A 25184-nucleotide genomic window follows, 5' to 3' on the forward strand; every position below is an offset into this window, starting at 1 on the left:
GAGCTGAACGACCGGGTCGAGGGGAAACGTCAAGGGGGGTTAAAGTGACCCCAGGGTCGCTTGTGTGGTGATCTGTGTGATGGGTGAGGGAATCCGGTGTGAATCCGGGACTGACGCGCAACGGTGACCACGAGTGTGGGAGTCCGATCGCTTGCCTGTTGCAGCGTATGTCCCGCGGCTCCGCGAACAGGGCCCCTAGTAGGAAGTTTGCGCCACCTCATGGCTATTCGTGTCCCCCTTGGTGTTGCTGTGCTGTCAGCAGCTCTTGTTCTGTCTGCTTGTTCTTCCGGTTCCGAGTCGGAGGCGGTGCAGGAATCGTCCGGCAATTTTCCGTTGACCATCTTCAACTGTGGTCAGGAGGTGGTGATCGATGCGCCTCCGCAGCGAGCGGTGTCGCTGAATCAGGGGTCGACGGAGATTCTGTTGAGTCTCGGTTTGGCGGATCGGATGGTCGGGTCGGCGACGTGGACGGATCCGGTGCGGGAGAACCTGGCGGCGGACAACGAGCGTGTTCCGCGTTTGGCGGACAACAAGCCGTCGTTGGAGGTGGTGCTCGACGCCGAGCCGGATTTCGTGTCGGCGTCGTTCGGCGGGACCCTCGGGCCTGGCGGGGTGGCGGAGCGTGGTCAGCTCGAGCAGCTCGGTGTGCCCAATTACCTGTCGCCGACGGACTGCAACGGCAAGACCGACGAGAGCGTCAATTCGGATGGTGCTCGTACTCAGCCGTTGGAGATCGAGTCCGTCTACCAGGAGGTTCGTGATCTCGCGGCCATTTTCGACGTGTCCGAGCGCGGTGAGGAGTTCGTCGCCGAACTGCAGGAGCGGTTCGAGAAGGCGTCGGGCACGGTGAATGCGTCGGGCACCTCGTTGGTCTACTGGTTCGCCGACACTGCGACGCCGTACATGGCGGGGTGCTGCGGGTCGTCGGGCATCATCACCGATTCGGTGGGCGCGGAGAACATCTACTCGGACACCACCGACGAATGGCCGCAGGTCAGCTGGGAGTCGGTGGCGGACCGCAACCCGACGGCGTTCGTGCTCGCCGATCTGAGCCGCCGGTCGCTGGCCGGTGACGCCTTGGATTCCAAGATCGAGTTCTTGGAGACCAACCCGGTGACCCAGCGCCTTCCTGCGGTGACCGACAAGCGCTACATCGTCGTGAACGGGGCGGATCTGAATCCGTCGATCCGCACCGTCGACGGCGTCGAGAAGGTCGCTGCTGCACTGCAGGGCTGGGGCTTGGCGAATTGACCGTGCCCCAGGCGGAGCCGTCGGTGCGGCGGAGCTTTCTGCTTCCGCTGCTGCTGATCGGCTCCGTCGTTCTGGTGCTGTCGATTGCAGTTGCGATCACGATCGGACCGGCGGATCTGTCGGTGGCCGATGTCTACCGAATCACGTTCGAGCACATGGGGTTCGGAAGTTCCGGCGTGAGCCGAATCAAGGATGGAATTGTATGGGAGCTTCGGCTCCCGCGGACGCTGCTGGCCGCAGTGTGCGGCGCTGGTCTGGCTCTGTGCGGCGCGATCATGCAATCGCTGCTGCGTAACCCGTTGGCCGATCCGTTCGTGCTGGGCATCTCGTCCGGTGCGTCGACGGGCGCGGTGCTGGTCGCTGTCCTCGGAATCGGCAGCGGCATGTACTCGTTGTCGACGGGCGCGTTCGTCGGCGCAGTGTTCTCGTTTCTGCTGGTGATGCTGCTCGCCGCCGGTGCCGGGGGAGGCACCGATCGGGTAGTGCTCGCCGGAGTGGCTGGGACGCAGTTGTTCTCGGCGTTGACGTCGTTCATCGTCATCTCGTCGGCCGACGCGGAACAGACACGAGGGGTTCTGTTCTGGCTGCTCGGATCCCTGGGCGGCGCCGACTGGGGTGATGTGATGATGTGCGGGATCGTCTGTGCCATCGGCATCGTCGTGTGCCTGCTGTATTCGTCGGCGCTCGACGCGTTCACCTTCGGCAACGACGCCGCGGCGTCGCTGGGAGTGTCGGTCAAGTGGATTCGGATCGTGCTGTTGGTCATCACCGCGTTGATCACCGCGACGTTGGTCAGTGCCGCCGGAGCGATCGGATTCGTCGGGCTGGTTCTGCCGCACGCGGCGCGGTTCCTGGTCGGCGCCCGGCATCGTCGCCTGTTGCCGACGACGGTGCTCGTCGGCGCGATCTTCATGGTGTGGGTCGACGCGATCGCCCGCACGGTGTTCCAGCCGCAGGAAATTCCGGTGGGCGTGGTGACCGCGCTGATCGGCGTGCCTGCGTTCGCGGTGATTCTCTTCAGAATGCGGAGGACGAGATGACGATCGAGGCCGCATCCGTGCGGTGGTCTCGCGGCCACAACCAGATCCTCGACGGAGTGGATTTCGGTCCGCATCCGGGTGAGACCGTCGGGCTGATCGGACCGAACGGGTCCGGTAAGTCGTCGCTGCTGCGGATTCTGGCGGGAATCGTCTCACCCGATTCCGGCGACGTCACGCTCGACGGCGCGCCGATGGCGTCGATGCGGCGCAAGCAGATCGCTCGACGTGTGGCGATGGTGGATCAGCATTCGGACACCGAGGTGGACATCGCGGTGCGCGACGTGGTGCGACTCGGTCGAATCCCGCATCACGGGTTGCTCGGCGGAGATTCAGCAGCCGACGACATCGCCGTGGACAAGGCCCTGACGGACACGGGGATGACGTCGAAGGCGGATCGGTTGTGGCACACCCTGTCCGGCGGTGAGCGTCAACGCACGCAGATCGCTCGTGCGTTGGCGCAGGAACCGACCGAACTGCTGCTCGACGAGCCCACCAACCACCTCGACATCCAGCACCAACTCGACATCCTGGCGTTGATTTCGGGCCTGCCGTTGACCAGTTTCATCGCATTGCACGATTTGAATCTGGCGTCGATGTTCTGCGATCGCATCGTGGTGCTGCAAGCAGGAGAAGTCGTGGCCGTCGGCAGGCCGTCGGACGTGATCACCCAGGAGCTGGTGCAGGAGGTCTACCACGTGCGGGCGGCGGTGGAATTGGACGAGACCGGCACGTATCCGCAGGTCACCTACAAGCCACTCGTCACAAGAGCTGTTCGATGACCCCGCCGTCAGGCGCCGTCGCCGCGAGCTTTACGACGCTGTTCCTCGGCGCGGGCCCGGCACTGACGCAGAAATTCCTCGTCGGCTTCGGCCGTGGTTCCTGTTGCCCGGCCGGGGCGCGTGTCGTATTCGGGGTACGGCGAGTTGCTGCGTCGAGCCGAACTTCCGCCGCCTGCTCCGCCCCAGATTCCACCGTCGACGGGCCGTCCCACCAGAAGCCACACGATGGATCCGGCGAGCGGGATGAAGATGACCAACAGCAGCCACATCATCTTGGGTAGGTGCCGTACACCGCCCTCGTCGGCGGTGATGACGTCGATCAGGCAGAACACCCACAAGATCATGATGATCAGGCCGAGGTACGGCATCGAACTTCCCTCCAAGTAGAGACCGGTCGGTCTTTCGCGAAGGGAACTTTACTATCGGCTCGGATTCCTGCACAGCCGGAAGTGGTCGCACTCCCGCGAACCGATCCTTGATCCAACCCAGCCCGACGTTGACGTGCAGCGACGGGTCGGCGCCGCGCGAGCACCATTCGGTGACGGGTCGGCGTGCTCGGCCCGTCGGGATGACCCAGGTGTTCGGGAGCAAAGCGGGGGTTCGGTTGGCGGCGTTGGGGGTAGTGGACTGGCGAGACACGAATCGAGACGGAGGTCGATGTGGGATTGAGTGAGCTCGAGGCGATGGTGAAACGCACCGTCACTGCAGGCCAGCCGTTCGAGTACGGCGCCGACGAGGCGGAGCTCGCCTATCTGAGTTCATTGGCGGCCGATGACGGCGTGGAGCTGATCTGCGAGATCGGTTTCAACGCAGGCTTTTCGACGTGGGCCTTCCTGTCCGCGTCGCCGACGGTCACGGTCGTGTCGTTCGATCTGGCCGAATACGAGTACAGCGATGCCGCCAAAGCTCACATCGACGAACTGTTCCCGGGCCGACACACCTTGATCCGGGGAGATTCGCATTCCACCGTCACCGAGTACGCCCGCTCGAATCCCGACGTGCGCTTCGACGTCGTGTTCGTCGACGGTGACCATTCGCTGGACGGCGCGCGTGCGGACCTGGCGGACGCGCGCGCGTTCAGCACCACGGACACCGTCGTCGTCATGGACGACATCACCCCGTGGCTCTGGTTCGGCGAAGGACCGACCGCTGCTTGGCGGGATGCCGTCGACTCCGGCTTGATCGACCACCGGAGCTATTACCAGGACGGCAAGGTCGTCGACGCCGTCGTGCCCCCGGCCGACCGAGCCTGGGCCGTCGGCCGCTACGTGACCACCGGACCCTGGGCCGAAAGTACCGCTCCCATCTAGGTTCGGTGTTCCTGAAGCCGTGCTACACACCGCTCCACCGCGTCGAGTCCTCGGTCCAGGTCCGCTTGGCTGATCGTCAGTGCCGGCCGGAAGCGAACCGAGCTTCCGCCACATCCGAGAGCAAGGACGTGCTCGGTCTCGCGGAGGTCGTCGATCAGGCGGTCGCGGGTGGTGGCGTCGGGAAGGGTGAAGGCGCACATCAGACCGCGGCCGCGTACCTCGGTCACCACGGCGTGCCGCGTCGCGATGTCCCGCATCCGTCCCAGCACGCGTTCACCGAGCGCACCGGCGCGCTCGATCAGGTTCTCGGACTCGATCACCTCCAGAATGCGACGAGCCCGCACCATGTCGGTGAGGTTGCCACCCCACGTGGAATTGATGCGCGACGAGACCTCGAAGACGTTGTTCGGGACATCGTCGACGCGGCCGCCTGCCATGACTCCGCACACCTGGACTTTCTTTCCGAACGCCACCACGTCGGGTACGACGCCGAGCTGTTGGAAAGCCCAGGCGGTGCCTGTCATTCCGGCACCCGTTTGCACTTCGTCGACGACGAACAGTGCGTCGTGTTCATGGCACAGCTGCCGTAGTTTCTGCAGGAACCGCGGCCGGAAGTGGTTGTCGCCGCCCTCGCCTTGAATGGGTTCGACGATGGCACAGGCAATATCGTGCGGGTTGGCTTCGAACGCGAGGCGTGCCGCGGCCAGGGCGTCGTCCTCCAGTGCGTCCATGTCCGCGCCCGTCCGGATGTACGGCGACGGGATGCGCGGCCAATCGAACTTGGGGAAGCGGTACACCTTGTTGGGGTCGGTGTTCGTCAGCGACATCGTGTAACCGGATCGCCCGTGGAATGCGTGCTCGAGGTGCAGTACCTGCGTGCCCAGGCCGGCGTCCAACCCGTGCGCTTCGTTCCAGCGGCTCTTCCAGTCGAAGGCGACCTTCAGCGCGTTCTCGACGGCGAGTGCACCACCTTCGACGAAGAACAGGTGAGGTAGCCGCGGATCGCCGAGCACCCGTGCGAACGTGTCGACGAACCGAGCCATCGGGATCGAGTAGATGTCGGAGTTGCTCGGCTTGTTCATCGCGGCCTCGAGCAGGTCGGCTCGGAACTGCGCATCGTCCGTCAGCCGGGCGTGATTCATGCCGAGAGCATTGGATGCGAAGAAGGTGAACAGATCCAGGTACTCGGTGCCGTCCCGCGCGTCGACGAGAGTGGATCCGCGGGACGCCGTCAGGTCCAGCACCATCTCGAAGCCGTCGGCGAGCATGTGGCGGCCGATCGCGGCGTGAACGTCCGAAGCGCCGAAGGAACCGGAGGCATGTGGGGTGTGCAATACCTGCGTCATGATCGCCAACGTACCCGATAATATTCCGTAAAGAAACGCATATTGCAGGAACTTTTACTGCGTTGTGACCCGTCGGCTAGATTGAATGTCGCTGCCACGGCGACGAAAGGTGATCTTCACAATGACTTCCCCGGTCAAGCACGACGAGCTGAGCGTCCGTACCCGCGCAATCCTGGGACGCCTGGGGGTGACCGCCGACCTCGACGTGCCCAGGTCGGAACTTCCGGTCGTCGCCCGTTCGCCGATCACCGGTGGGAATCTCGCGTCCCTCGCCGCGGCCACCGCGGCCGATGTCGACGCCGTCGTCACCGTGGCGACATCGTCGTTCACCGAGTGGTCCGCCGTTCCCGCTCCGGTTCGAGGTGGCCTGATCCGTGAACTCGGCGAGCTACTGCGTGAGTACAAGGCCGATCTCGGCGAGCTGGTCTCCATCGAGGCGGGAAAGATCCTGTCCGAGGGTCTGGGCGAGGTCCAGGAAATGATCGACATCTGCGATTTCGGAGTCGGGCTCTCGCGTCAGCTGTACGGCAACACCATCGCAACCGAGCGTCCGGGCCATCGCATGATGGAGCAGTGGCATCCGCTCGGGGTCGTCGGCGTCATCACTGCCTTCAACTTTCCTGTCGCAGTCTGGTCGTGGAACACCGTTCTCGCCTTGGTCGCCGGCGACACCGTCGTATGGAAGCCGTCGGAGAAGACGCCCCTGACCGCGCTCGCTGTTCAGGCGCTGTTCGAGCGTGCCGCCGCCAACGCGGACGTCGACCCTCTCGTTGCGCAGTTGGTCATCGGCGACCGCGTGGCCGGTGAAGCGCTCGTCGACGATTCCCGCGTGGCGCTCCTGTCCGCGACCGGGTCCACACGCATGGGCCGAGCCGTGGCGCCCCGCGTCGCGGAGAGGTTCGGTCGGGTCCTGCTCGAACTCGGTGGCAACAATGCCGCCATCGTCACCCCGTCCGCCGATCTGGATCTGACGACCCGGGGGATCGTGTTCTCCGCGGCGGGTACTGCAGGGCAACGGTGTACGTCGCTGCGACGACTGATCGTGCACTCCTCCATCGCCGACGAGCTGGTCGGGCGGATCGCGAAGGCGTACGAATCGCTGTCCATCGGTTCACCCCTGGACGCCGACACGCTCGTCGGGCCGCTGATCGACGCGCCGGCCTTCGCCGGCTTCCAGAAGGCGCTCGACGCTGCCGTCGGCGCTGGTGGCGTCGTGAAGGCAGGCGGTTCGCGCGTCGACATCTTCGGCGAGTACGCCTACTACGTCCAGCCGACGGTGGTGACGATGCCTGCACAGACGGACATCGTGCGTCACGAGACGTTCGCGCCGATTCTGTACGTTCTCACCTACGAGACGCTCGACGAGGCCATCGCGTTGCACAACGATGTGCCACAGGGTCTTTCGTCGTCGATCTTCACGACGGATCTGCGTGAGGCCGAGCGGTTCCTGTCCGCAGCCGGATCCGACTGCGGCATCGCCAACGTCAACATCGGACCGTCGGGAGCGGAGATCGGCGGTGCGTTCGGCGGCGAGAAGGAAACCGGTGGCGGACGCGAATCCGGTTCGGACGCATGGAAATCCTACATGCGACGGGCAACCAACACCGTGAACTACTCCAATGAGCTGCCTCTCGCGCAGGGAGTCGAGTTCACCTGAGCAGGCCGTTCACCAAATCGTCGACGATGTCGTCGGTCGAGGTCTCCGGGTCGATCGGGTAGGTCAGCCGGTCCAACAGGAGGCCGTCGATCGCGTAGTGGAACAGTGCGATCTCCTTGGCGCCCCCGGGAAGTCCTGCGGCAAGGTTGAATTCGACGTCGCCGCGGAAGCTCGAGCGTTGCCATGCGCCGAGAACGGCGCCGATCTCCGGCCGTCTCGACGCCTCCAGCCGCAGTTCGAACAGTGCCAGCGTCACTTCTCGGTTGGTCAGGAGCCGCGCGACGATGTCGCGGGTGTACTCGGCGAACAATTCCGCACTCGGCGCTTTCGCGGCGAGCGGGGCATGCACGTCGGGATCCGGGGCAAGGCGTTCGCCGATGCGCTCGATCAACCCGGCGATGACGTCCTCGCGCGTCTTGAAGTAGTTCGACGTGGTGCCTTTCGGTACGCCTGCCTGCACATCGATGGCACGGTGGGTGAGCCCGCGTGCGCCCTCGGCGGCCAGGATCGAAATGCCGGCGTCGGCGAGCTCTGATCTGCGTTGCGAATTGCGAGCCATGGAAAAAGACTAGCGCAACCACGACAGGTGTCGTACTCTCTGAGTCGAACCACTACATCCGTCGTGATTGGAGATTCTCATGCGTGAACTGGTCTATTACGTAGCCGCCAGCCTCGACGGCTTCATCGCTGCCCCGGACGACACGTTCGATGCGTTCCCCCAGACGGGCGATCACATCGACATGATCCTGCGGGAGTACACCGACACGATCCCGACGCTCGGCCTCCAGGCCACCGGCCTGACGCCGCCTCTGACGAGGTTCGACACGGTGATGATGGGGTGGGGCACCTACGCGGCGGAGGGTGAACACCGGCGCGGCGGACCGTACGAGCATCTGAAGCAGTACGTGTTCTCCCGCCAGCACACCGCCGACGATGCTGTGCCGGAGGTGACGGTGACGAACGGGGATCCGGTTGCACTGGTGCGGGAGCTGAAGCAGCAGAGCGGATCGGACATCTGGTTGGCCGGTGGAGGGGTCTTCGCGTCCGCACTCGTCGACGAGATCGATCGGATCATCCTCAAGATCAACCCGATTCTGCTGGGATCGGGCAAGCGCCTCTTCGCCGACCGCGAATACTCGGTCGCGGGCTTGAATCTCGTCGCGAGCACACCGTATGGATCCGGCGTGGTCATCAACGAGTACACGCTCGACCGACCGTCGTAGGTCACACCAGGATGCTGTGCGCGCGTAACCGTTCGACGATGTCCGGCGGTGGCCAGGCGGGAACCCGATAGCGAGCCGGGTCCAGGCCTGCCATCGGTTGGACACCACTGATGGACGCCACGTCGGCGAACTGGACGAAGAACGGCTCGACGCCCTCGCGGCAGAACGCCACGAGGTCGGTCTCCGGCAGCGTGCAGTCCACCTCGTCGGCCCAGATCGTGACCGTACGGGGACCGAACGGGGTCGACTTGACGGTGACCGTGCCGATCTCGGAGTGCACACGATCCAGCTCGTACTGACGCTGTAGCCAGTCGGCCTGTGCTGCATATTCTTTCGAGATGTGCACGCAGCGGGCCCGAGCGCTGCCTGGATTGTCCGGCGCCGTGACGTCGAGCGTCACCACAGCACCCGAGTCGTCGACGGTGTACGCCTGCGGTGACAGGAACCGCGATGTGTGCAGGTACTGCTCCTCGGCGAGACCGAAATGTCTGGCCAGCAGGTCCTCGTCGTCGCTGGGCACGACGTACAGCGTGTCTACCGTGGGAACGAATGCCACAGGTGCACAACCGAACCGCGACCTGTGCGACTCGAGCCACCCCGAGTCCAACAGCCACGACGTGTAGTACTGCCCGCCGCGGTCGACCAACCGCTGAGTGGCGCGGCCCTTCGTCGGATCGGCATGCTGGGTGACGGTGGCCAGATTCGACCGGGCCGCGGCGAACACCGTGGACGGATCCACACCCCACGTCTCGATCGTGTCCCACGACACGATCGAGCTGTGGGATGGCATGTCCACCGCGACGAGCTCGTCGACCAACGGGAACACGCGCCGCGACAACAGCAAACCCGACGGTGAGCCCAACGCGTACGTCGACGGTTTCAACACCGGACGCAGCCTCGGTAGCGCCTCGTGCGAGTCACCGGGCCAGAAGTTCGACGACATCGTCGTCGATACGAAATGCGCGACATGCGACTCGAGCGCCAGCTCCGACGCTCCCGCGGTGTCGTGGAACAAATTGTCGAGCGGTAGGACAGACGCCTCGTCGTACCTCACCGCGAACGCCGACGAATCCAGCCGAGCCCCAGCCCCGCCCTCGACCGTGACACGCTCGATCACCAGACGCGCCAAACGCTGCCTCGGATCCTCGATCTCCCCCATCCCCGGAATGGTAACGCGGCATCGCCGTATCCGGGATACTCATCCGTCCGCGGGGAGCTTCCCGCGGACGGTGCTCAGGTTACGGGGTGCTGAGGCCAAGGGTGTGAGCGGCACAGGTGGTGGTTGTGCCGTTCACGGGTGGGTGTTCGATTCGATGGTGCCGGGGGCCGAGCTATCCGGTCCGGGTCTCGGCGTCGGGATCGTCTGATGGGTAGAGGTATTCCTGTGGATGGTGGTAGTGGTTGACGAGCCCCTTGCGTCGGGGGTCGACGGATTCGGGTGGATGCCAGGCGGTGCGGCCGGGTTGGGGATGATCAGTTCCGGTGGTGGTGGTCGCCCACTGGTTCGGTCCGTCGCCGACGAGGGGGTGGTGGCAGTCGCACCCGAAGGTCAGGTCGTCGATGTCGGTGTTGCCACCGTCAGCCCATTCGTCGATGTGGTGGACCTGGCTCCAGGTGGCGGGGCGCGTGCAATTGGGGAAACTGCAGCCGCGGTCGCGGGCGATGAGGACGATGCGTTGATCGGCCGAGGCGAGTCGTTTACCGCGCCCGAGGTAGAGGGCGCGTCCGTTGTCGTCGAAAACAGCGAGGTAGTGGTGGGCGTGGGCGGCCATGCGGATGGCGTCGCGAATCGAGACCAGCGATCCGGTGCCGGTGACGGCATGCCCGGACGCGGTGGCCAGATCGGAGGCGGACATCGAGATCACCGCAGTGACCGGTAGTCCGCGGTGGGTTCCGAGGGTGCCGGCTGCGAGGGTCTGACGGAACACCGCTTTGACGGCATCGTGGTTCCGTTGCCCTTGGGTGCGTAGGTCCCGGCCGGCGCGTGCCTCCAGCTCCGCAGCAGCAGCAGCAGTCTCCTCGGGATCGAACAGCGTCAGCGGACCCGGCGACCCTGCAGAAGTAGTACCCGACCCGGCAGCACCCGCCCCAGCGGCATCGGATCCCGCGGCATCGGATCCCGCAGCACCCGCCCGAGCGGCATCGGATCCCGCAGCACCCGCCCGAGCGGCATCGGATCCCGCGGCATCGGATCCCGCAGTACTGGAACTCGTGGCGTCGCAATCCTGCTCGCCCGTGCCCTCACCGTCCGTGCCCTCACCGTCCGTGCCCTCACCGTCCGTGCCCTCACCGTCCGCGCCCTCACCGTCTGCACCGTCGTCGTCCGAGCCGATGTCGTCCGGTTCGTTCTGCCCGTCATCGTCGTTGCTGTCGTTGCTGTCGGGAATGCTGCCGGGGTAGGCGGTACTCAGGTCGGTGTCGTGCACGGGCTTCGGCTCGTCGGGGTTCAACACTCCCTTGCGGGCGAGTTTGGCGAGAACCGGCTCCAGATACGCACGGAACTCAGCGTCGATGACACCGGCCATCTTCGAGGTCCCGTCGACCTCCTGCGGGCCGAGTCTAAGAAAGCATTTCCTCGCGATGTCCTTCTTGTCCCGCAGTTCCCCATCCGGATCCAACAACGCCGTCAACCTGTGCGCCGCAACCTTCAACTGCTCCGGCGAGACCTGTTTCGCCAAGTCCACCAACAAGATCTCCGACTGCACCAACGACTCGTGATCGATCCCAGCGGGCAGGGTGTCGAAGAACTTCTCGATCACCCGCACATGCGCAGCGTCGAGATGACCCTCGCACTGCGCTCGCGCAGTCACCGGCAACAACGCATCGAGCTGCTCCCCGGTCAACGAACGCCGCCGCGCCAATTTTCCCGCGATTTTGATGCGCTTACCCGCGACTGCGGAGTCGATCCGCAACAAACACGCCAACCGCGACGGATTCGACCGCTCCGGCATCACCGCCAAACCGTCACCGTCCACCAACTCCGTCAACCACGTGTGCGAGGTGCCGTAGATCGCCCGCGACACCGTCTCCATCCGCACCAACACCGCACGCCGGTCCGCATCACCGACAACCCGACCATCCAACGACGCCTCCGCAACCGCACCCCACGCGGACTCCATCTCCTCCACCGCAGCACGCAACGCAGGGTCCTCGATCGGCAACACACCACGCGCCGTATCGACCCGAAGGTCCCCGGCTACATCGTCGACGCTCTCCCCCAAAAGCATGACTCCACCATAGCCCGAAAACCGCCATTTGTCGAACATATGTTCGAACTACATCGTCGGCCAATCCGCTCCGTGGAACTGGTGACCACCCGACGGGTGCTCCACGATGCGAGCGGACGGCAACAACGCCGCGTTCGACGCCAGGTGCTCGAACGGGACCACCTCGTCGTCGCGGCAATGATGAAGTGCCAGAGAGGTAGTGGGCTCGGGTCCGTCGAACGCGTATTCGGGAACGTCCCACCCGCCGGCCCCCCAATCCGGCATTGCCAGCAGGGTGGCCGGCTCATAAAAGCCCCACTGCCGCTCCGCGAGGACGCGTAGTAATACGGACGCACCGAACGAGTGCGCCACGAGGATGTCGGACGGGTCCAACGATTCCAATCGAACTCGCAGTGGACGCGCCCACGCTTCGAAAGACATGTCCTCGTCGGAGAACTCGGGCATGTCCACGTCGACACCCGACGCCCCCGCAAGGGCGTCGGCCAGCGATCTGTCCTCCGTGAAACCACCGGCGCCGTGCACGAACAGCAGTGTCGTCATGCGCTCGATTCTGCCCCGAAACCGGGCGTGCCGTCAGCTCCCCACGTAGGCAGCCAGGTGCTGCCCGGTGAGCGTCGAACCGTCGGCGACGAGATCAGCCGGAGTTCCCTCGAAAACGACGCAGCCGCCGTCGTGGCCTGCACCGGGGCCGAGGTCGATGATCCAGTCGGCGTGGGCCATCACGGCCTGGTGATGTTCGATGACGATGACGGATTTTCCGGACTCGACCAGGCGATCGAGCAGTCCGAGCAATTGCTCGACGTCGGCGAGGTGTAGTCCTGTGGTCGGCTCGTCGAGGACGTAGATTCCGCCCTTGTCGGCCATGTGAACGGCCAGCTTGAGGCGTTGACGTTCGCCGCCGGACAACGTCGTCAGGGGCTGGCCGAGCTTGATGTAACCCAGGCCGACGTCGGCGAGCCGGACCAGAATCTTGTGAGCAGCAAGCAGTTTCACCTCGTTGCCGAAGAAGTCCTCGGCCTGCGCCACGGACATGGCGAGCACTTCGCTGATGTTCTTACCGCCGAGGTGATACTCGAGCACCGACGCCTGGAACCGCTTTCCTTCGCACTCCTCGCACATCGTGGCGACGCCCGCCATCATCGCCAGATCCGAGTAGATGACGCCGTTACCGTTGCAGACCTGGCACGCGCCCTCCGAATTAGCCGAGAACAGAGCAGGTTTGACGCCGTTCTCCTTCGCGAACGCTTTGCGGATCGGCTCCAGCAGCCCGGTGTACGTCGCAGGATTGCTGCGACGGGACCCGCGGATGGCACCTTGGTCGACCGAGACGACGTCGTCGAGCTCTCCGAGCGAACCGTGTATCAGTGAACTCTTGCCGGAGCCGGCTACGCCTGTCACGACGACCAGGATGCCCAGTGGCACGTCGACGTCGACGCTCTGCAAGTTGTGCGAGTCCGCACCGCGGATCTCGATGACCTCGGAGTACTCGCGTACAGAATCCTTGATCACCGCGCGGTCGTCGAAGTGGTGGCCGGTGACGGTGTCGCTCGTGCGGAGGTCGTCGACGGACCCCTCGAAGCAGATCTGACCGCCGTTGGTCCCGGCGCCGGGGCCGATGTCGACGATGTGATCCGCGATGACGATGGTTTCCGGCTTGTGCTCGACGACCAGAACCGTGTTTCCCTTGTCTCGCAACTGCAGAAGGAGCTGGTTCATGTTCTCGATGTCGTGGGGATGCAGGCCTGTCGTCGGTTCGTCGAACACATAGGTGACGTCGGTGAGCGACGATCCGAGATGGCGAATCATCTTGGTGCGCTGGGCCTCGCCGCCGGACAGGGTTCCGGCGGGCCGTTCCAGGGACAGGTAGCCCAGCCCGATCTGCACGAACGACTCCAACGTTTCCCGCAGAGAGTCGAGCAGCGGCGCCACCGACGGCTCCTTCAGACCGCTGACCCAGGCGGCGAGGTCGCTGATCTGCATGGAACAGGCATCGGCGATGGAGATTCCCTTGATCTTCGAGGACCGAGCGCCCTCGTTCAGGCGGGTGCCGTCGCATTCGGGACAGGTCTGGAACGTCACGGCGCGTTCGACGAAGGCACGAATGTGCGGCTGCATCGCGTCGACGTCCTTGGACAGCATGGATTTCTGCATCTGCGGGACCAGGCCGAGGTAGGTGATGTTGATGCCCTCGACCTTGATCTTCGTCGGCTCGCGGTACAGAAGGTCGTTCAGTTCCTTCTTGTTGTACTTGGCAATCGGCTTGTCCGGGTCGAAGTATCCACTGCCACGGAAGATCCGGCCGTACCAGCCGTCCATGCTGTAGCCGGGGATGGTGATGGCGGACTCGTTGAGAGACTTGCTGTCGTCGTACAGAGCGGTCAGGTCGATGTCGCTCACCGATCCGCGCCCCTCGCAGCGCAGGCACATGCCGCCGGTGACCGAGAAGGTTCGCTTCTCGGTGGTCTGACGCCCGCCCTTCTCGACCTTCACCGCACCCGCCCCGGACGCCGACGCGACGTTGAACGAAAAGGCCTGGGCCGAACCGATGTAGGGCCTTCCGACACGGCTGAACAGGATTCGCAGCATCGCATTCGCATCGGTGGCGGTACCGACGGTCGAGTGCGGATTGGCACCCATTCGCTGCTGGTCGACGATGATGGCGGTGGTCAACCCGTCGAGCACGTCGACGTCCGGCCGCGCGAGCGACGGCATGAACCCCTGCACGAACGCGCTGTACGTCTCGTTGATCATCCGCTGGGATTCCGCGGCGATCGTGGAGAACACCAACGACGACTTGCCGGACCCCGAAACGCCGGTGAACACCGTCAACCGGCGCTTGGGGATCTCGACGCTGATGTCGCGCAGATTGTTCACCCTCGCGCCCTGCACACGGATCAGATCGTGGCTGTCGGCCTTGTGGACCTCGGTCGTCGAACTGGCGCGTCGGGCCATCAGGACATCTCCGTTTCTCGGTGGGACTGGCATCCAATCATGCGAATTCAAGCATGTCCGTCAGCTGCGGGCCTGCTGGATTCGCAGCAGATTCCCCGCAGGGTCGCGGACGGCGCAATCACGAAGACCGTACGGCTGATCGATGGGCTCCTGCACGATGTCGGCGCCCCCGGCCTGCAGCGCGTCGAACGTGGCGTCCAGGTCGGGCGTCGCCAACTGCAGGCCCGCGTACGTGCCCTTCGCCATCATCTCGAGGATGGTTTTCTTCTCGTCGTCGGTGATGCCGGGATCTACCGCCGGTGGCGTCAGGACAATTGCCGTGTCCGGCTGTCCGACCGGCCCGACGGTGAGCCAGCGCATGCCGTCGTACCCGACGTCCAGGCGCACCTCGAAACCGAGGAGATCGCGATAGAACCCCAGCGCCGCATCGGCATCGTCATGGGGAAGGAACGAGGAATGAATGGTGATGTTCATGTGGAAAGACGCTAGTAGGCCTCGGCGTCGGACACTTCTCGATTCCTGATCGGTCCGGACCTTCCCCCGACAGTTCCCTTGGAAGACCGAAAGCGCCGTTCGGTCAGTCAGACTGACCGAACGGCGCTTTCGCTCCGAATGGGAAAGGGAGTACGACTACCCAGCCGGTACGACGGTGGTCGTGGGGACGGCTGTGGTGGTCGGAGCTGCTGAGGTAGCAGCCGGCGGGGTGGTGACGACCGAGCCGTCGACGACTGCGCCCGCGGCGTCGGGGGCGGGTACGACAGGTATTGCGGTCAGGTTCGGATCGACGGGAGCGGCCGGGTCGACGATCGGGGCGGGAACGCCTGCCTCCGGCACCACAGGTGCGCCATAGGGGGCGACGTAGGGTGCGACGACGGGAGCAGCTGTGGAGGTGCTCGTCGGCGCGGTCGTGGTGGGGGTCGCGGTGGCGGACAGAACGGTCAGGCGGGCCTGCTCCTGAACTTCCTTGGACTTGATGGGCTTGCCGGCCTGGGCGTCCTTGGCGAGCTGGGTCAGCCATGCGGCAGCGTATTCGGCCGAGGTCAGCGGCTTGCCGTTGGCCTTGTCGGCGTCACGCCAGTAGTCGAAGTGGTGTCCGGAGCCCGGTCCGAGGGTCTGACCGTACGGATCGTTCATCGCGACGGGGATGGTGTCGGTGTTGGATCCGATGAAGCCGATGATTTCCTTGGCGATCTTCGACGGCAGGTAGGCGAGGTTGACTGCGCTCTCTGCGGGCAGCGGTTCGCCGTTCTCGTCCGTTTCGGGCTTCGCGGCGACCTTGGTGGTCGGGTCGGCCGGCTTGTAGCCGGGCTCGGAGACCTTGATGAGCACGTCGAGGAATGTCTCGTCGCCGGCGAGCCAGTTGTCCTGGCTGGTGATGTCGGCGAAGGCGGCGACGGCGATCTTGCCGAGGACCATGGCGAGGTCGGCGCCGGTGGCGGGGGTCAGGGTGTTGTCGCGCTGGATGGCGTCGACGTCGAGTTGGCGTCCGACGTTGGCGGCCAGGTGCAGCAGCGAGGTGTTCTTGGGCATCGCGCACGTCAGGTCGCCCTGTGAGCAGAACGAGGCGACGCGGCCGTCGAGTACACCGAAGCCGCCTTGCGTGGACGGTAGAGCGCCGGCGCCGGCGGGACCGGAGCCGTTCTGGTACTTGGTGTCGAAGCCGTCGGGGTTGGTGCCCGACGCGGAACCGGGGAATGCGGTCTCGCCGTCTTTGCGGCCTGCATCGGCGAGAATGACGACGCCGACCACGTTGCCCGGGTCGACAATGCCGAACTTGCCGTTGGTGTCGGCCTGCTGGTTGCCGATTTCCATCGCTGCGCGACGCGTGACGTCGGCGCCCTCGCTGTAGCCGACGATGGCGAAGCGGGTCTTGGGGCACGACGCGGCGATGGCGTTCATGACCGTCTTGGTGTTCGCGACGCCGGTCTCGACCGAGGATTCGTAGCTGGCCATGTTGGCCGGGTACTCGATGTAGACGGCTGCGTAGGAGCCGTCCTTCACCTGGCCGTTGGGAGCGCCGACCATCTGGTCGATCCAGTCGCTCTCGAAATCGCCGGCGAGCGCTGCGGGCAGTCGCGTTCCGGTGGGGGTTTCGAGCATCTTGGTCTTGCCGGCCTCGGGCGAGTCGCCTCGGCCACCGACGGCGATGCTGACCATGTCGTAGCAGGTGGCGGTCGATGCGAGCTCGACCTCGGCGTCCGACGACGACAGCTTGTCGGTCGTGAGGACGGCGGCACCGACGGCCAGAGCGCCCAGCGATACGAACGCAACGGCGCTGGTGACGAGCCGTCGACGATTCGCAGGCCTGCGAGTCGAAACGCGTAGAGACATGGCTTCCCAATCAGTTGTTCCCCGAACCGATTACACCGCCGCTGCACTACGCGGTGGCTACACGGAAGTCGCCGCGGAGGAACCCCGCGTTACACCGTGACCGGATCGAGACCTCCCGATACCCTAGGGGGGTATGGTAGAACAGGTGAGACGAAAGAGGTGCTTCGCGTGAACACGACGATCAAACTGGCAGGCTTCGTACTCGGAATCACACTGGTGTTCTTTGCCGCATTCCTGATCGGCGGCGCGGTCGGCCCTGTCGGTGAGGCACCCGCAAGTCACGAACACGCGCAGGTGGACCATGAGTGAGACGGAGTTGATTCTGGGCGGCATGACGTGCGCGTCGTGTGCCAACAGAATCGAGCGCAAACTCAACAAGCTCGACGGAGTGACCGCGACGGTGAACTACGCGACCGAGAAGGCGCGTGTTCGGTCCGACGGTGTGCCCGTCGAGGATCTGATCGGCGCTGTCGAGGCCGCGGGGTACACCGCGACACTCCCCGCTGCCGAGCCGGACTCCACGCCCGAGACGGATCCGCTGAAGCAGCGTCTGATCGTCTCGGCGGTTCTGTCGGTGCCGGTGATCGCGATGGCGATGATTCCGGCTCTGCAGTTCACCAACTGGCAATGGTTGTCGCTGACGCTGGCGGCACCGGTCGTCGTGTGGGGTGCGTATCCCTTCCACAAGTCCGCGTGGACGAACCTGCGGCACGGCACGTCGACCATGGACACCCTCGTGTCCATGGGAACGTTGGCTGCGCTGGGATGGTCGCTGTACGCACTGTTCTTCGGCACCGCGGGCGTTCCCGGCATGAAACACCCGTTCGAGCTCACCATCGACCGGATGGACGGATCGGCCAACATCTATCTCGAGGTGGCAGCAGGCGTCACCACGTTCATTCTGGCCGGCCGGTACTTCGAGTCTCGGTCCAAGCGCCGGGCAGGTGCAGCGTTGCGCGCCCTGCTCGATCTCGGTGCCAAGGACGTGACGGTGCTGCGCGACGGCGTCGAGAAGCAGGTTCCCGTCGAAGATCTCGCGGTAGGCGACACGTTCGTGGTCCGGCCGGGCGAGAAGATCGCGACGGACGGAACCGTCGAATCCGGATCCTCTGCCGTCGACGCATCGATGGTGACCGGTGAGTCGGTGCCGGTGGAGGTGTCGCCGGGCGACACGGTCGTCGGTGCGACGGTGAACGTCGGCGGCCGGTTGGTCGTGACGGCTACCCGCGTCGGCTCGGACACCCAGCTGGCCCAGATGGCCAAGCTCGTCGAAGACGCGCAAACCGGGAAAGCGCAGGCGCAGAAGCTCGCCGATCGAATCTCGGGAATCTTCGTTCCGATCGTCATCGCGATCGCAGCCGGCACACTCGGATTCTGGCTCGGCACCGGCGGATCCGTCGCTGCGGCCTTCACGGCTACCGTCGCCGTTCTGATCATCGCGTGCCCGTGTGCCCTCGGCCTCGCGACTCCGACGGCACTGATGGTCGGCACCGGCCGCGCCGCGCAGCTGGGCATCTTGATCAAGGGACCGGAGATCCTGGAGTCCACCAAGCGCATCGACACCGTTGTACTGGACAAGACCGGCACCGTCACCACCGGCCAGATGTCCCTGCTCTCGGTGATTCCCGAGAACGACGAGCTGCTGCTCGTGGCCGGGGCTCTGGAAGCAGGTTCGGAGCATCCCATCGGCAAAGCCATCGCCGATGCCGCCCGCCGCAGCGGCGCGTTGCCGGACGTCGAGAACTTCGTGGCCGTGTCCGGCCTCGGCGTGACGGGAATCGTCGACGGTCGGGCCGTGGTTCTGGGGCGAGCCTCGTTGCTGGCCGACTGGTCCATGACCCTTCCCGCGGACCTCGCCGCCGCCTTCGCCGACGCCGAACGCGACGGCCGCACTGCCGTCGCCGTCGGGTGGGACGGACAGGCGCGGGGAGTGCTCGTCGTCGCCGACTCGGTGAAGCCCACGTCGAAGCAGGCGGTCGCGGAACTGCGTGAGCTCGGACTGACCCCGGTGATGCTGACCGGTGACAACGAGGCGGCCGCGAGGAAGATCGCTGCCGACGTCGGGATCGAGGAAGTCTTCGCCGGAGTGCTCCCGCAGGGGAAGGTCGACGTCGTCGCGCAACTGCAGTCCGAAGGCAGGGTCGTGGCGATGGTCGGGGACGGCATCAACGACGCCGCCGCGTTGGCCACCGCCGACCTGGGATTGTCCATGGGGACCGGCACCGACGTCGCCATCGAGGCAAGCGACCTGACGCTGGTGCGCGGGGACCTGCGAGCCGTCGGCGACGCCATCAGGTTGTCGCGAAAGACTCTCGCGACGATCAAGGGCAACCTGTTCTGGGCGTTCGCGTACAACGTCGCGGCCATTCCGCTGGCGGCTGCAGGCCTGCTCAACCCCATGCTCGCGGGTGCCGCAATGGCCTTCTCGTCGGTGTTCGTGGTGACCAACAGTCTGCGATTGCGGCGCTTCGCTCCCGCATGAGTCAAGATGGGGGCATGGCTGATGCAGTGGACGTACCGATCAGAGACGAGTCGATTCGGCTCGGACAATTTCTGAAGCTCGCGAACCTGATCGAATCCGGCGCCGAGGCGAAGAGCTTCATCGCCGACGGGGTGGTCAGCGTCAACGGTGAGGTGGATCTTCGGCGCGGCCGGCAGCTGCATCAGGGCGACATCGTCTCGATCGAGGGAGGCCCGTCTGCTCGGGTCGTCAACGGTGGTGGCTGGTGAGCGTAGGCCGACGGGGTCTGCCCCGTGACCAGGTGCCCAGTGCGTTCGATCAGGACGCGAAATCGTACGACCGGCTCGTCGGAGCCAACCCCGGTTACCACGCGCATCTCGCGAAGTCGGCCGAGCGGCTTCGGCTTCCCGGGCTCGGCGCCGGCCTGCGTCTGCTCGACATAGGCTGCGGCACCGGTGCTTCCACAGCTGCGCTGCTGAAGGCCGCGCCTCATGCGGAGATCATCGCGGCCGATGCGTCGTCGGAGATGCTCGAGGTGGCGCGGAGCAAGCAGTGGCCATCGAACGTCACATTCGTTCATTCGCGGGTCGAGGACCTTGCCTCTCACGGCGTCGAAGGGCCGTTCGACGGGATTCTGGCGGCGTATCTGGTTCGGAACGTGGGTGATCCGGACGCCGTTCTCGGGTCACTGCTCTCCCTGCTGAAGCCTGGATCGTCCATTGCGTTCCACGAGTACTCGGTCAAGGAGTCGCTGCGCGCGAAGATCGTCTGGACGCTGGTCTGCTGGGCGATCATCATCCCGCTCGGGTACGCCGCGACCCGCGACTTCACGCTCTACCGCCATCTGTGGCGCAGTGTCACCAGTTTCGACGGTGTCTCGGAATTCGCTCGACGCATGCAGCACGCAGGGTTCACCTCGCTCGACACCGAAACGATGACGGGGTGGCAGAACGGCATCGTGCACACTTTCCTGGGGGCGCGGCCACGTGATTGACAAGAAGAGCGTTCTGCATCCAGCGGCGGCGGGGTACGCGTCGGCGTCGTCGTTGGCGTCGGTTCCGCGCGTCGCGGTGGTGGGCGGCGGTATCGCCGGACTGTCGGCGGCAGCTGCTCTGGCGGAACGTGGTGTGTCCGTGGAGGTCTTCGAGAAGGAGAACTTCCTCGGCGGCCGCGTCGGCGGATGGTCCACCACGTTGGACGACGGTTCGACGGCCACCATGAGCAGAGGCTTCCACGCGTTCTTCCGGCAGTACTACAACCTCCGCAATGTGTTGAAGCGCACCGATCCGGGTCTGCAGCGTCTGCACGCTGTCGAGGACTACCCGCTGATCGACGCGGACGGCCGAATCGACGGATTCAAAGGCCTACCGTCGACGCCGGGGTTGAACGCCGTCGCCTTCGTCGGGAAGAGCCCGACGTTCCGGTGGCGGGACCTCAAGGCGCTGAACGGTATTGCCGCGCTGCCGCTCATGACAGTCAGCGTTCCCGAGACGTACGAGCAGCTCGACGAGGTCCCGGCAGCAGAATTCCTGCGACGCATCAACTTCCCCGAGGCTGCACGGCACCTGGCCTTCGGAGTGTTCTCGCGCAGTTTCTTCGCCGATCCCGAGGAGATGTCGGCCGCCGAGCTGGCGATGATGTTCCACCTGTACTTCCTCGGCTCGTCCGAGGGGCTAGTGTTCGACGTGCCTACGGGCCCGTACCCGCAGACTCTGTGGGAACCGTTGGGCGAGTATCTGCGTGGGCTCGGAGTCGGTTTCCGGATGGGAACCTCGGTGTCGTCGATCGAACGCGGATTCTCCGTCGACGGCGAGAAGTTCGACGGTGTCGTCCTGGCTGCGGACATCAAGGGGCTGCAGAGTCTCGTCGGCTCACTCGGCACCGACGAGTGGCGCGCGGATGTCGCAGCGTTGCAGAACACTCCGCCCTTCCTCGTACACCGAGTCTGGCTCGACAAGCCGGTCGCCGCAGACCGTCCACCGTTCATCGGTACCGGTGGAATGCCGCCCATCGACAACATCAGCGTCCTCGAACGATTCGAGGACGAAGCAGCGGAGTGGGCCTCCCGCACCGGCGGATCCGTCGTGGAGTTGCACGCCTACGCAGCAACCGAATCCGAGGACGTCACCCGCGAACAGTTGATGGCGCGCATGCACGAGATCTATCCGGAGACCCGCGATGCCACCGTGATCGCGGCTCGATCGGAATGGCGCAACGACTGTCCGTTGTTCGGCCTGGGTGATTTCGCCAGGAGGCCGACGGTGCGCACGCCCGAACCTGGACTCGTGCTGGCCGGCGACGGCATCCGCATCGACCTGCCGGTCGCCCTCATGGAACGCGCCGCAACCACCGGTCTGCACGCCGCCAACACCCTGCTGCAGAGCTGGGGCCTCGCCGGGCACGACATCTGGACCGTCCCGACCCGCGGGCGATACCGAGTCTTCGACAAAATCGCGCGCGTCGTCTGAGCGGCAGCTCAACTGCGAAGCGCCGCGACGTAACGATCGGTGATCCGCTGCTGCGCCCAACGGCCCACCGGACCTGCCAGCCGCGCGTACCAGGTCCCGGGTCGGGAGAAGGCTGTGATCACGAAGTAGACATCACCGGCGTCGAACTCGACCAGGAAAGACTCTTCGCCGCATTCGGGGTGGCCGCCCAAGGTTCCGTAGGCGAAGCCGATGCGGCCGGGCTCCTGGATGAGATACACCACCTCGCAGCGAAACCCCGCCACGAGTGACACCGTCGAGCCGACTTCCACCCGGCCACGAGACGGCCGCACCCGAGGCAACGACCGCCGGTGCATCTTCCAGGTCATCAGCGTTTCAGCTGCAGCGTCGAAGGCAGTGCGTCCCGAGCCGATCAGTTCACGTCGACGGACGTGGTGATAGCCGTCGGGCAAGATCCCAGAACGCGTGGCGCCGACCTCGTCGTAGTTCAGTCTTCCGTCAGAGCCCCTTCGACCGGAGCATGTAGCGACGCTCCGCGTAGTCGAGGTCGTCTTTCCACAGCCTGGCGGCTGTCCAGCCCATCGGCGGACGCAACAACGGCGCCACGCGTCGGGCAATCCGGAAGCCCTTGCGGTCGGAACTGGCGACGGTGGCTTCGATGACGGCGGTTCGAGGCTTGCCGTCGGGACCGGGGCCCAGGGGCGTCGCGTGGGTTTCGACGACGCTGCCCGCACCTTCTCCGTCGACGATGCGCATGACGATGGTGCGTGGGCCCGGGCAGACGAATTCTGCTGTCACCGGGACGCCGACGCCGCGGCTGACGCGGAAGGTGACGTCGACGAGGAAGCGGTCGTCCTCGTCGGGGACGTCGATGTCGGTGGGGGCGTCGAGTACGCGAAGCCGGGCGAACGAGTACGGGTGGAACCACGCACCGTGCCACGGGTCGAGTCGGTTGGCGACGACGTCGTCGGGCTCGCAGATGCCGGTCAGGGTGATCACGGCGTCGACGCTCGTGGCGGCGGGCGGCCGGACGGGTACGAGGGGCGCATCCGTGGGCTCTTCACCACCGAGGTCGTCGAGGCGAACCCAGACGAGGATCCCGTCGTCGAAGGCCGGGAAGGGTCGCCAGCCGGGGCGTCCCTTCGGTCCGAGTGGCATGCCGTGCCAGAGGCAGATAAGGGTGTCGCACTCTATCTTCGCCTTGTCGAGCGGCGCACCGAGGTGCGGGCAGGATCCGGGTGCGATGTGAATGCCGCGGTTCTCGTCGCGCCAGGCCACCAGCTCCATTCCGCCGACAGTCCTGCCGAACGGTTCCTTGGTCCCGACGTCGCGGCTCGCGGCGAAGACGAACCAGTTGCCCGACGGTCGGGTCTTGGCTCGCTTCAACGCCGATTCGATGACTTGGGGATTGGCGCCCTTCCACGTGGGCTCTTGTTTTGCCCACGATTCGGAAGGGAGCGGCTGCAGCGGGAGGCTCTTGGGCCAGCGAGCGCGGACGACCATGTTTCCAGTATGCCCGTGTGTAGTTGCGTGTACCCGGATTCGGCGTCGCGTGGCCGGCATTGACAGTGTGCTGTCGTAATCGTAGATTGACAGGACACTGTCAATCACGGAGGTAGTCATGGCGAAGAACATCGTTCTCTACGCGACCGACACGATGGCGGACTGGGAGTACTCGTATCTGGTCGCCGGCATTGCCATGGCCAACGAGCAAGGCGACGAGCGCTACCGCCTGTTGGTCCTGTCCGACGGCGGCGGACAGGTCACCAGCCTCGGCGGAATCAAGATCCTGCCCGACGGCGACCTCGCCGACCTCGACACGGCGGACGTCGCGGCGTTGATTCTGCCCGGCGGTGCAACGTGGGGGGAAGGGCACGACAAGGTCCTGGGCTTGGCTGTGGACTTGCTGGATCGCGGCGTCACCGTCGGCGGCATCTGCGGTGCGACGCTGGGGCTCGCTCGATTCGGCGTGTTGAACTCACGGCCGCACACCAGCAATGCTCCGGAATTCCTCACGGCGGCAGAGCAGTACACCGGCACCGATCGGTACCGGGACGAGCGCACCGTCGCCGACGGCACTCTCATCACTGCTCCGGGTACGTCGCCGCTCGAGTTCGCCAAGGCTGTGTTCGAGGCGCTGGAACTGTTCCCGCAGAGCATCGTCGACGCCTGGTACGGGCTCTACACGACCGGCGAGAAGAGGTACTACGAGCAGTTGGCCGGGGCATGACCAGAACTCCCGCCGGTGATGCGTTGACGTCCATCGTGCTTCCCGCCTTCGAGCTGAACGGTGAATTCCTCGCTGCCGCACAGGACATCACAGCACCCGCAGGTTTGACGCCTGCCTGGTGGCAGGTGCTGGGTGCGACCCTCGACGAACCGCTCGCCGTGGCCGAGATCGCACGTCGCGTCGGCCTGGGGTTGGCACGTCAGAGTGTGCAACGCACCGCCGACATCCTCGTCGACAAGGGGTGGGCGGAATACGTCGACAATCCCCGACATCGACGGGCGAAGCTGCTGCAGCCGACCGAGCGTGGGCGCGAGACGGTGGCCACGTTGCGAGACGATCAGCATGCCTGGGCGGACTCCGTCGGCAAGGAGGTCGGCGCCGACGAGATCGCGCGCGTCGCTGACGGCATCGCCAGAATCATCGCTGCCTCGCGCCGCTACCGAGGCGTGAGCGACTCGTAGTACTCCTTCTGGGCGGGGTAGTACTCCTCGAATGTCGGCTGCTCGGCGCCTGTCCGTGATGCGATCAGCATGTCGAGGTAGTACTCCCAACCGGGTCCGATCTCACCGACTCCGTCGGTGCTCTCGCGATGGTGAATCAGGGTGACGGTGGTGACCGGACCATCCCCGGTCAGCACGAGTTCGAGCGCCCATCCGTCGGTGGTGGAGATCGCAAGTCGCCGCGGTGGCTCGCAGGCGTCGATGTTCATCTCCATCCACGGCTCGCCGTCTTCGAATACCATCTGGACACGAATTCGATTGTCCGCGAGCCGCTCCCACGGTCCGAACCACAGGGCGGTCCGATCGGGATCGGTGGCGCTGTTCCACACGTCGTCGCGGCTTGACGTGATCTCGCGGGTGATCTCCACGTCGACGCCCGATGCGGTGGCGCGTAGGAGGCCGGTGGGGGTGGGATTCATGGCGCCCATTA

Annotated in this window: 25 protein-coding genes and 1 riboswitch; of the genes, 13 read left to right on the forward strand and 12 right to left on the reverse strand. The window is 65.3% G+C overall.

Annotated elements, in window-relative coordinates; translation table 11 throughout:
* Positions 1-48 precede the first annotated feature (48 nt).
* Positions 49-174: riboswitch (cobalamin riboswitch) on the forward strand.
* A 45-nt stretch (positions 175-219) separates the two neighbouring features.
* From CH293_RS10735 to CH293_RS10745, 3 genes are read left to right on the forward strand one after another with little or no spacing between them, the layout of a single operon-like run.
* A complete protein-coding gene (locus CH293_RS10735) occupies positions 220-1251 on the forward strand; it encodes an ABC transporter substrate-binding protein (RefSeq protein ID WP_176459971.1) in 1032 nt (343 codons plus the stop codon).
* 2 nt (positions 1252-1253) lie between these two features.
* Entirely contained in the window at positions 1254-2291 is a 1038-nt protein-coding gene (locus tag CH293_RS10740; RefSeq protein ID WP_094720172.1) for an iron ABC transporter permease, read from the forward strand.
* Positions 2288-3070, forward strand: coding sequence for an ABC transporter ATP-binding protein (locus tag CH293_RS10745; protein ID WP_037104095.1), 783 nt, complete (start codon positions 2288-2290; stop codon positions 3068-3070). Before CH293_RS10740 ends, CH293_RS10745 begins: the two co-directional genes overlap by 4 nt.
* A gap of 8 nt (positions 3071-3078) precedes the next feature.
* Here CH293_RS10745 and CH293_RS10750 read toward each other — a convergent pair whose 3' ends face one another.
* Entirely contained in the window at positions 3079-3438 is a 360-nt protein-coding gene (locus CH293_RS10750; protein ID WP_037104097.1) for a PLD nuclease N-terminal domain-containing protein, read from the reverse strand.
* A gap of 291 nt (positions 3439-3729) precedes the next feature.
* Here CH293_RS10750 and CH293_RS10760 point away from each other — a divergent pair, with 291 nt between their 5' ends.
* Complete coding sequence (locus CH293_RS10760; protein ID WP_094720173.1) at positions 3730-4380, forward strand: class I SAM-dependent methyltransferase; 651 nt, start codon at positions 3730-3732, stop codon at positions 4378-4380.
* Here CH293_RS10760 and lat read toward each other — a convergent pair.
* Positions 4377-5726, reverse strand: a complete 1350-nt coding sequence (gene lat, locus CH293_RS10765) for an L-lysine 6-transaminase (RefSeq protein ID WP_094720174.1) — start codon at positions 5724-5726, stop codon at positions 4377-4379. The two genes, CH293_RS10760 and lat, sit on opposite strands and share 4 nt — an antisense overlap.
* A 121-nt stretch (positions 5727-5847) precedes the next feature.
* Here lat and CH293_RS10770 point away from each other — a divergent pair, with 121 nt between their 5' ends.
* A complete protein-coding gene (locus CH293_RS10770; protein ID WP_037104259.1) occupies positions 5848-7383 on the forward strand; it encodes an aldehyde dehydrogenase family protein in 1536 nt (511 codons plus the stop codon).
* Here the strand turns inward: CH293_RS10770 and CH293_RS10775 are convergent.
* Positions 7376-7942 (reverse strand): TetR/AcrR family transcriptional regulator, encoded by a 567-nt coding sequence (locus CH293_RS10775; RefSeq protein WP_094720175.1) that lies wholly within the window; start codon positions 7940-7942, stop codon positions 7376-7378. The genes CH293_RS10770 and CH293_RS10775 overlap by 8 nt on opposite strands.
* A 79-nt stretch (positions 7943-8021) precedes the next feature.
* Between CH293_RS10775 and CH293_RS10780 the strand changes: the two genes are divergently transcribed.
* A complete protein-coding gene (locus CH293_RS10780) occupies positions 8022-8606 on the forward strand; it encodes a dihydrofolate reductase family protein (RefSeq protein WP_094720176.1) in 585 nt (194 codons plus the stop codon).
* A gap of 1 nt (position 8607) precedes the next feature.
* Here the strand turns inward: CH293_RS10780 and CH293_RS10785 are convergent, their stop codons facing one another.
* The 6 genes from CH293_RS10785 to CH293_RS10810 form a co-directional block, all read right to left on the reverse strand.
* Entirely contained in the window at positions 8608-9765 is a 1158-nt protein-coding gene (locus CH293_RS10785) for a hypothetical protein (RefSeq protein WP_094720177.1), read from the reverse strand.
* A gap of 172 nt (positions 9766-9937) precedes the next feature.
* Positions 9938-11833, reverse strand: coding sequence for an HNH endonuclease signature motif containing protein (locus CH293_RS28560; protein ID WP_255122796.1), 1896 nt, complete (start codon positions 11831-11833; stop codon positions 9938-9940).
* A gap of 48 nt (positions 11834-11881) precedes the next feature.
* The gene (locus tag CH293_RS10795) at positions 11882-12373 is read right to left on the reverse strand and encodes an alpha/beta fold hydrolase (RefSeq protein ID WP_094720179.1); all 492 of its coding nucleotides are present in this window, start codon (positions 12371-12373) and stop codon (positions 11882-11884) included.
* A 33-nt stretch (positions 12374-12406) separates the two neighbouring features.
* Complete coding sequence (locus CH293_RS10800; RefSeq protein ID WP_094720180.1) at positions 12407-14785, reverse strand: excinuclease ABC subunit UvrA; 2379 nt, start codon at positions 14783-14785, stop codon at positions 12407-12409.
* A gap of 60 nt (positions 14786-14845) precedes the next feature.
* Positions 14846-15259 (reverse strand): VOC family protein, encoded by a 414-nt coding sequence (locus CH293_RS10805; protein WP_019667013.1) that lies wholly within the window; start codon positions 15257-15259, stop codon positions 14846-14848.
* 156 nt (positions 15260-15415) lie between these two features.
* Positions 15416-17116, reverse strand: a complete 1701-nt coding sequence (locus tag CH293_RS10810) for a cutinase family protein (RefSeq protein WP_094720181.1) — start codon at positions 17114-17116, stop codon at positions 15416-15418.
* 168 nt (positions 17117-17284) lie between these two features.
* Here CH293_RS10810 and CH293_RS28185 point away from each other — a divergent pair, with 168 nt between their 5' ends.
* The 5 genes from CH293_RS28185 to CH293_RS10830 are packed head-to-tail and all read left to right on the forward strand — an operon-like array spanning position 17285 to position 22045.
* On the forward strand, positions 17285-17425 hold the full coding sequence (locus CH293_RS28185; protein ID WP_176459965.1) for a hypothetical protein: 141 nt from the start codon (positions 17285-17287) through the stop codon (positions 17423-17425).
* A complete protein-coding gene (locus CH293_RS10815; RefSeq protein ID WP_094720182.1) occupies positions 17418-19598 on the forward strand; it encodes a cation-translocating P-type ATPase in 2181 nt (726 codons plus the stop codon). The genes CH293_RS28185 and CH293_RS10815 overlap by 8 nt, the downstream gene beginning before the upstream one ends.
* Positions 19599-19612: 14 nt before the next feature.
* Entirely contained in the window at positions 19613-19846 is a 234-nt protein-coding gene (locus CH293_RS10820) for an RNA-binding S4 domain-containing protein (protein WP_019667017.1), read from the forward strand.
* Positions 19843-20571 carry a class I SAM-dependent methyltransferase gene (locus CH293_RS10825; RefSeq protein WP_019667018.1) on the forward strand — a complete coding sequence of 243 codons (729 nt, stop codon included), beginning with the start codon at positions 19843-19845 and terminating at the stop codon, positions 20569-20571. The genes CH293_RS10820 and CH293_RS10825 overlap by 4 nt, the downstream gene beginning before the upstream one ends.
* Entirely contained in the window at positions 20564-22045 is a 1482-nt protein-coding gene (locus CH293_RS10830; protein WP_094720183.1) for an FAD-dependent oxidoreductase, read from the forward strand. The genes CH293_RS10825 and CH293_RS10830 overlap by 8 nt, the downstream gene beginning before the upstream one ends.
* An 8-nt stretch (positions 22046-22053) precedes the next feature.
* Here the strand turns inward: CH293_RS10830 and CH293_RS10835 are convergent, their stop codons facing one another.
* Both CH293_RS10835 and CH293_RS10840 read right to left on the reverse strand, forming a co-directional pair.
* Complete coding sequence (locus CH293_RS10835) at positions 22054-22515, reverse strand: DUF1990 family protein (protein ID WP_094720255.1); 462 nt, start codon at positions 22513-22515, stop codon at positions 22054-22056.
* Positions 22516-22522: 7 nt separating this feature from the next.
* Positions 22523-23527 carry a DUF5914 domain-containing protein gene (locus tag CH293_RS10840; RefSeq protein WP_037104786.1) on the reverse strand — a complete coding sequence of 335 codons (1005 nt, stop codon included), beginning with the start codon at positions 23525-23527 and terminating at the stop codon, positions 22523-22525.
* Between the two features lie 118 nt (positions 23528-23645).
* Between CH293_RS10840 and CH293_RS10845 the strand changes: the two genes are divergently transcribed.
* Together CH293_RS10845 and CH293_RS10850 are read left to right on the forward strand one after the other, a co-directional pair.
* Positions 23646-24254, forward strand: a complete 609-nt coding sequence (locus CH293_RS10845) for a DJ-1/PfpI family protein (protein WP_094720184.1) — start codon at positions 23646-23648, stop codon at positions 24252-24254.
* Positions 24251-24715: a MarR family winged helix-turn-helix transcriptional regulator gene (locus CH293_RS10850; protein ID WP_094720185.1), complete on the forward strand. Its 465-nt coding sequence runs from the start codon at positions 24251-24253 to the stop codon at positions 24713-24715. Before CH293_RS10845 ends, CH293_RS10850 begins: the two co-directional genes overlap by 4 nt.
* Here the strand turns inward: CH293_RS10850 and CH293_RS10855 are convergent.
* The gene (locus CH293_RS10855) at positions 24691-25173 is read right to left on the reverse strand and encodes an SRPBCC domain-containing protein (RefSeq protein WP_369597561.1); all 483 of its coding nucleotides are present in this window, start codon (positions 25171-25173) and stop codon (positions 24691-24693) included. The genes CH293_RS10850 and CH293_RS10855 overlap by 25 nt on opposite strands.
* Positions 25174-25184 lie beyond the last annotated feature (11 nt).

The organism is Rhodococcus sp. 14-2470-1b, from assembly GCF_002259415.1.
Lineage (GTDB): Bacteria > Actinomycetota > Actinomycetes > Mycobacteriales > Mycobacteriaceae > Rhodococcoides.

Coding starts and splice junctions, on each gene's coding strand:
- CH293_RS10735 (WP_176459971.1), top strand. CDS start 220: ATGGCTATTCGTGTCCCCCTTGGTGTTGCTGTGCTGTCAGCAGCTCTT.
- CH293_RS10745 (WP_037104095.1), top strand. CDS start 2,288: ATGACGATCGAGGCCGCATCCGTGCGGTGGTCTCGCGGCCACAACCAG.
- CH293_RS10750 (WP_037104097.1), bottom strand. CDS start 3,438: ATGCCGTACCTCGGCCTGATCATCATGATCTTGTGGGTGTTCTGCCTG.
- lat (WP_094720174.1), bottom strand. CDS start 5,726: ATGACGCAGGTATTGCACACCCCACATGCCTCCGGTTCCTTCGGCGCT.
- CH293_RS10770 (WP_037104259.1), top strand. CDS start 5,848: ATGACTTCCCCGGTCAAGCACGACGAGCTGAGCGTCCGTACCCGCGCA.
- CH293_RS10775 (WP_094720175.1), bottom strand. CDS start 7,942: ATGGCTCGCAATTCGCAACGCAGATCAGAGCTCGCCGACGCCGGCATT.
- CH293_RS10780 (WP_094720176.1), top strand. CDS start 8,022: ATGCGTGAACTGGTCTATTACGTAGCCGCCAGCCTCGACGGCTTCATC.
- CH293_RS10785 (WP_094720177.1), bottom strand. CDS start 9,765: ATGGGGGAGATCGAGGATCCGAGGCAGCGTTTGGCGCGTCTGGTGATC.
- CH293_RS28560 (WP_255122796.1), bottom strand. CDS start 11,833: ATGCTTTTGGGGGAGAGCGTCGACGATGTAGCCGGGGACCTTCGGGTC.
- CH293_RS10795 (WP_094720179.1), bottom strand. CDS start 12,373: ATGACGACACTGCTGTTCGTGCACGGCGCCGGTGGTTTCACGGAGGAC.
- CH293_RS10800 (WP_094720180.1), bottom strand. CDS start 14,785: ATGGCCCGACGCGCCAGTTCGACGACCGAGGTCCACAAGGCCGACAGC.
- CH293_RS10805 (WP_019667013.1), bottom strand. CDS start 15,259: ATGAACATCACCATTCATTCCTCGTTCCTTCCCCATGACGATGCCGAT.
- CH293_RS10810 (WP_094720181.1), bottom strand. CDS start 17,116: ATGTCTCTACGCGTTTCGACTCGCAGGCCTGCGAATCGTCGACGGCTC.
- CH293_RS10815 (WP_094720182.1), top strand. CDS start 17,418: ATGAGTGAGACGGAGTTGATTCTGGGCGGCATGACGTGCGCGTCGTGT.
- CH293_RS10820 (WP_019667017.1), top strand. CDS start 19,613: ATGGCTGATGCAGTGGACGTACCGATCAGAGACGAGTCGATTCGGCTC.
- CH293_RS10840 (WP_037104786.1), bottom strand. CDS start 23,527: ATGGTCGTCCGCGCTCGCTGGCCCAAGAGCCTCCCGCTGCAGCCGCTC.
- CH293_RS10845 (WP_094720184.1), top strand. CDS start 23,646: ATGGCGAAGAACATCGTTCTCTACGCGACCGACACGATGGCGGACTGG.
- CH293_RS10850 (WP_094720185.1), top strand. CDS start 24,251: ATGACCAGAACTCCCGCCGGTGATGCGTTGACGTCCATCGTGCTTCCC.
- CH293_RS10855 (WP_369597561.1), bottom strand. CDS start 25,173: ATGAATCCCACCCCCACCGGCCTCCTACGCGCCACCGCATCGGGCGTC.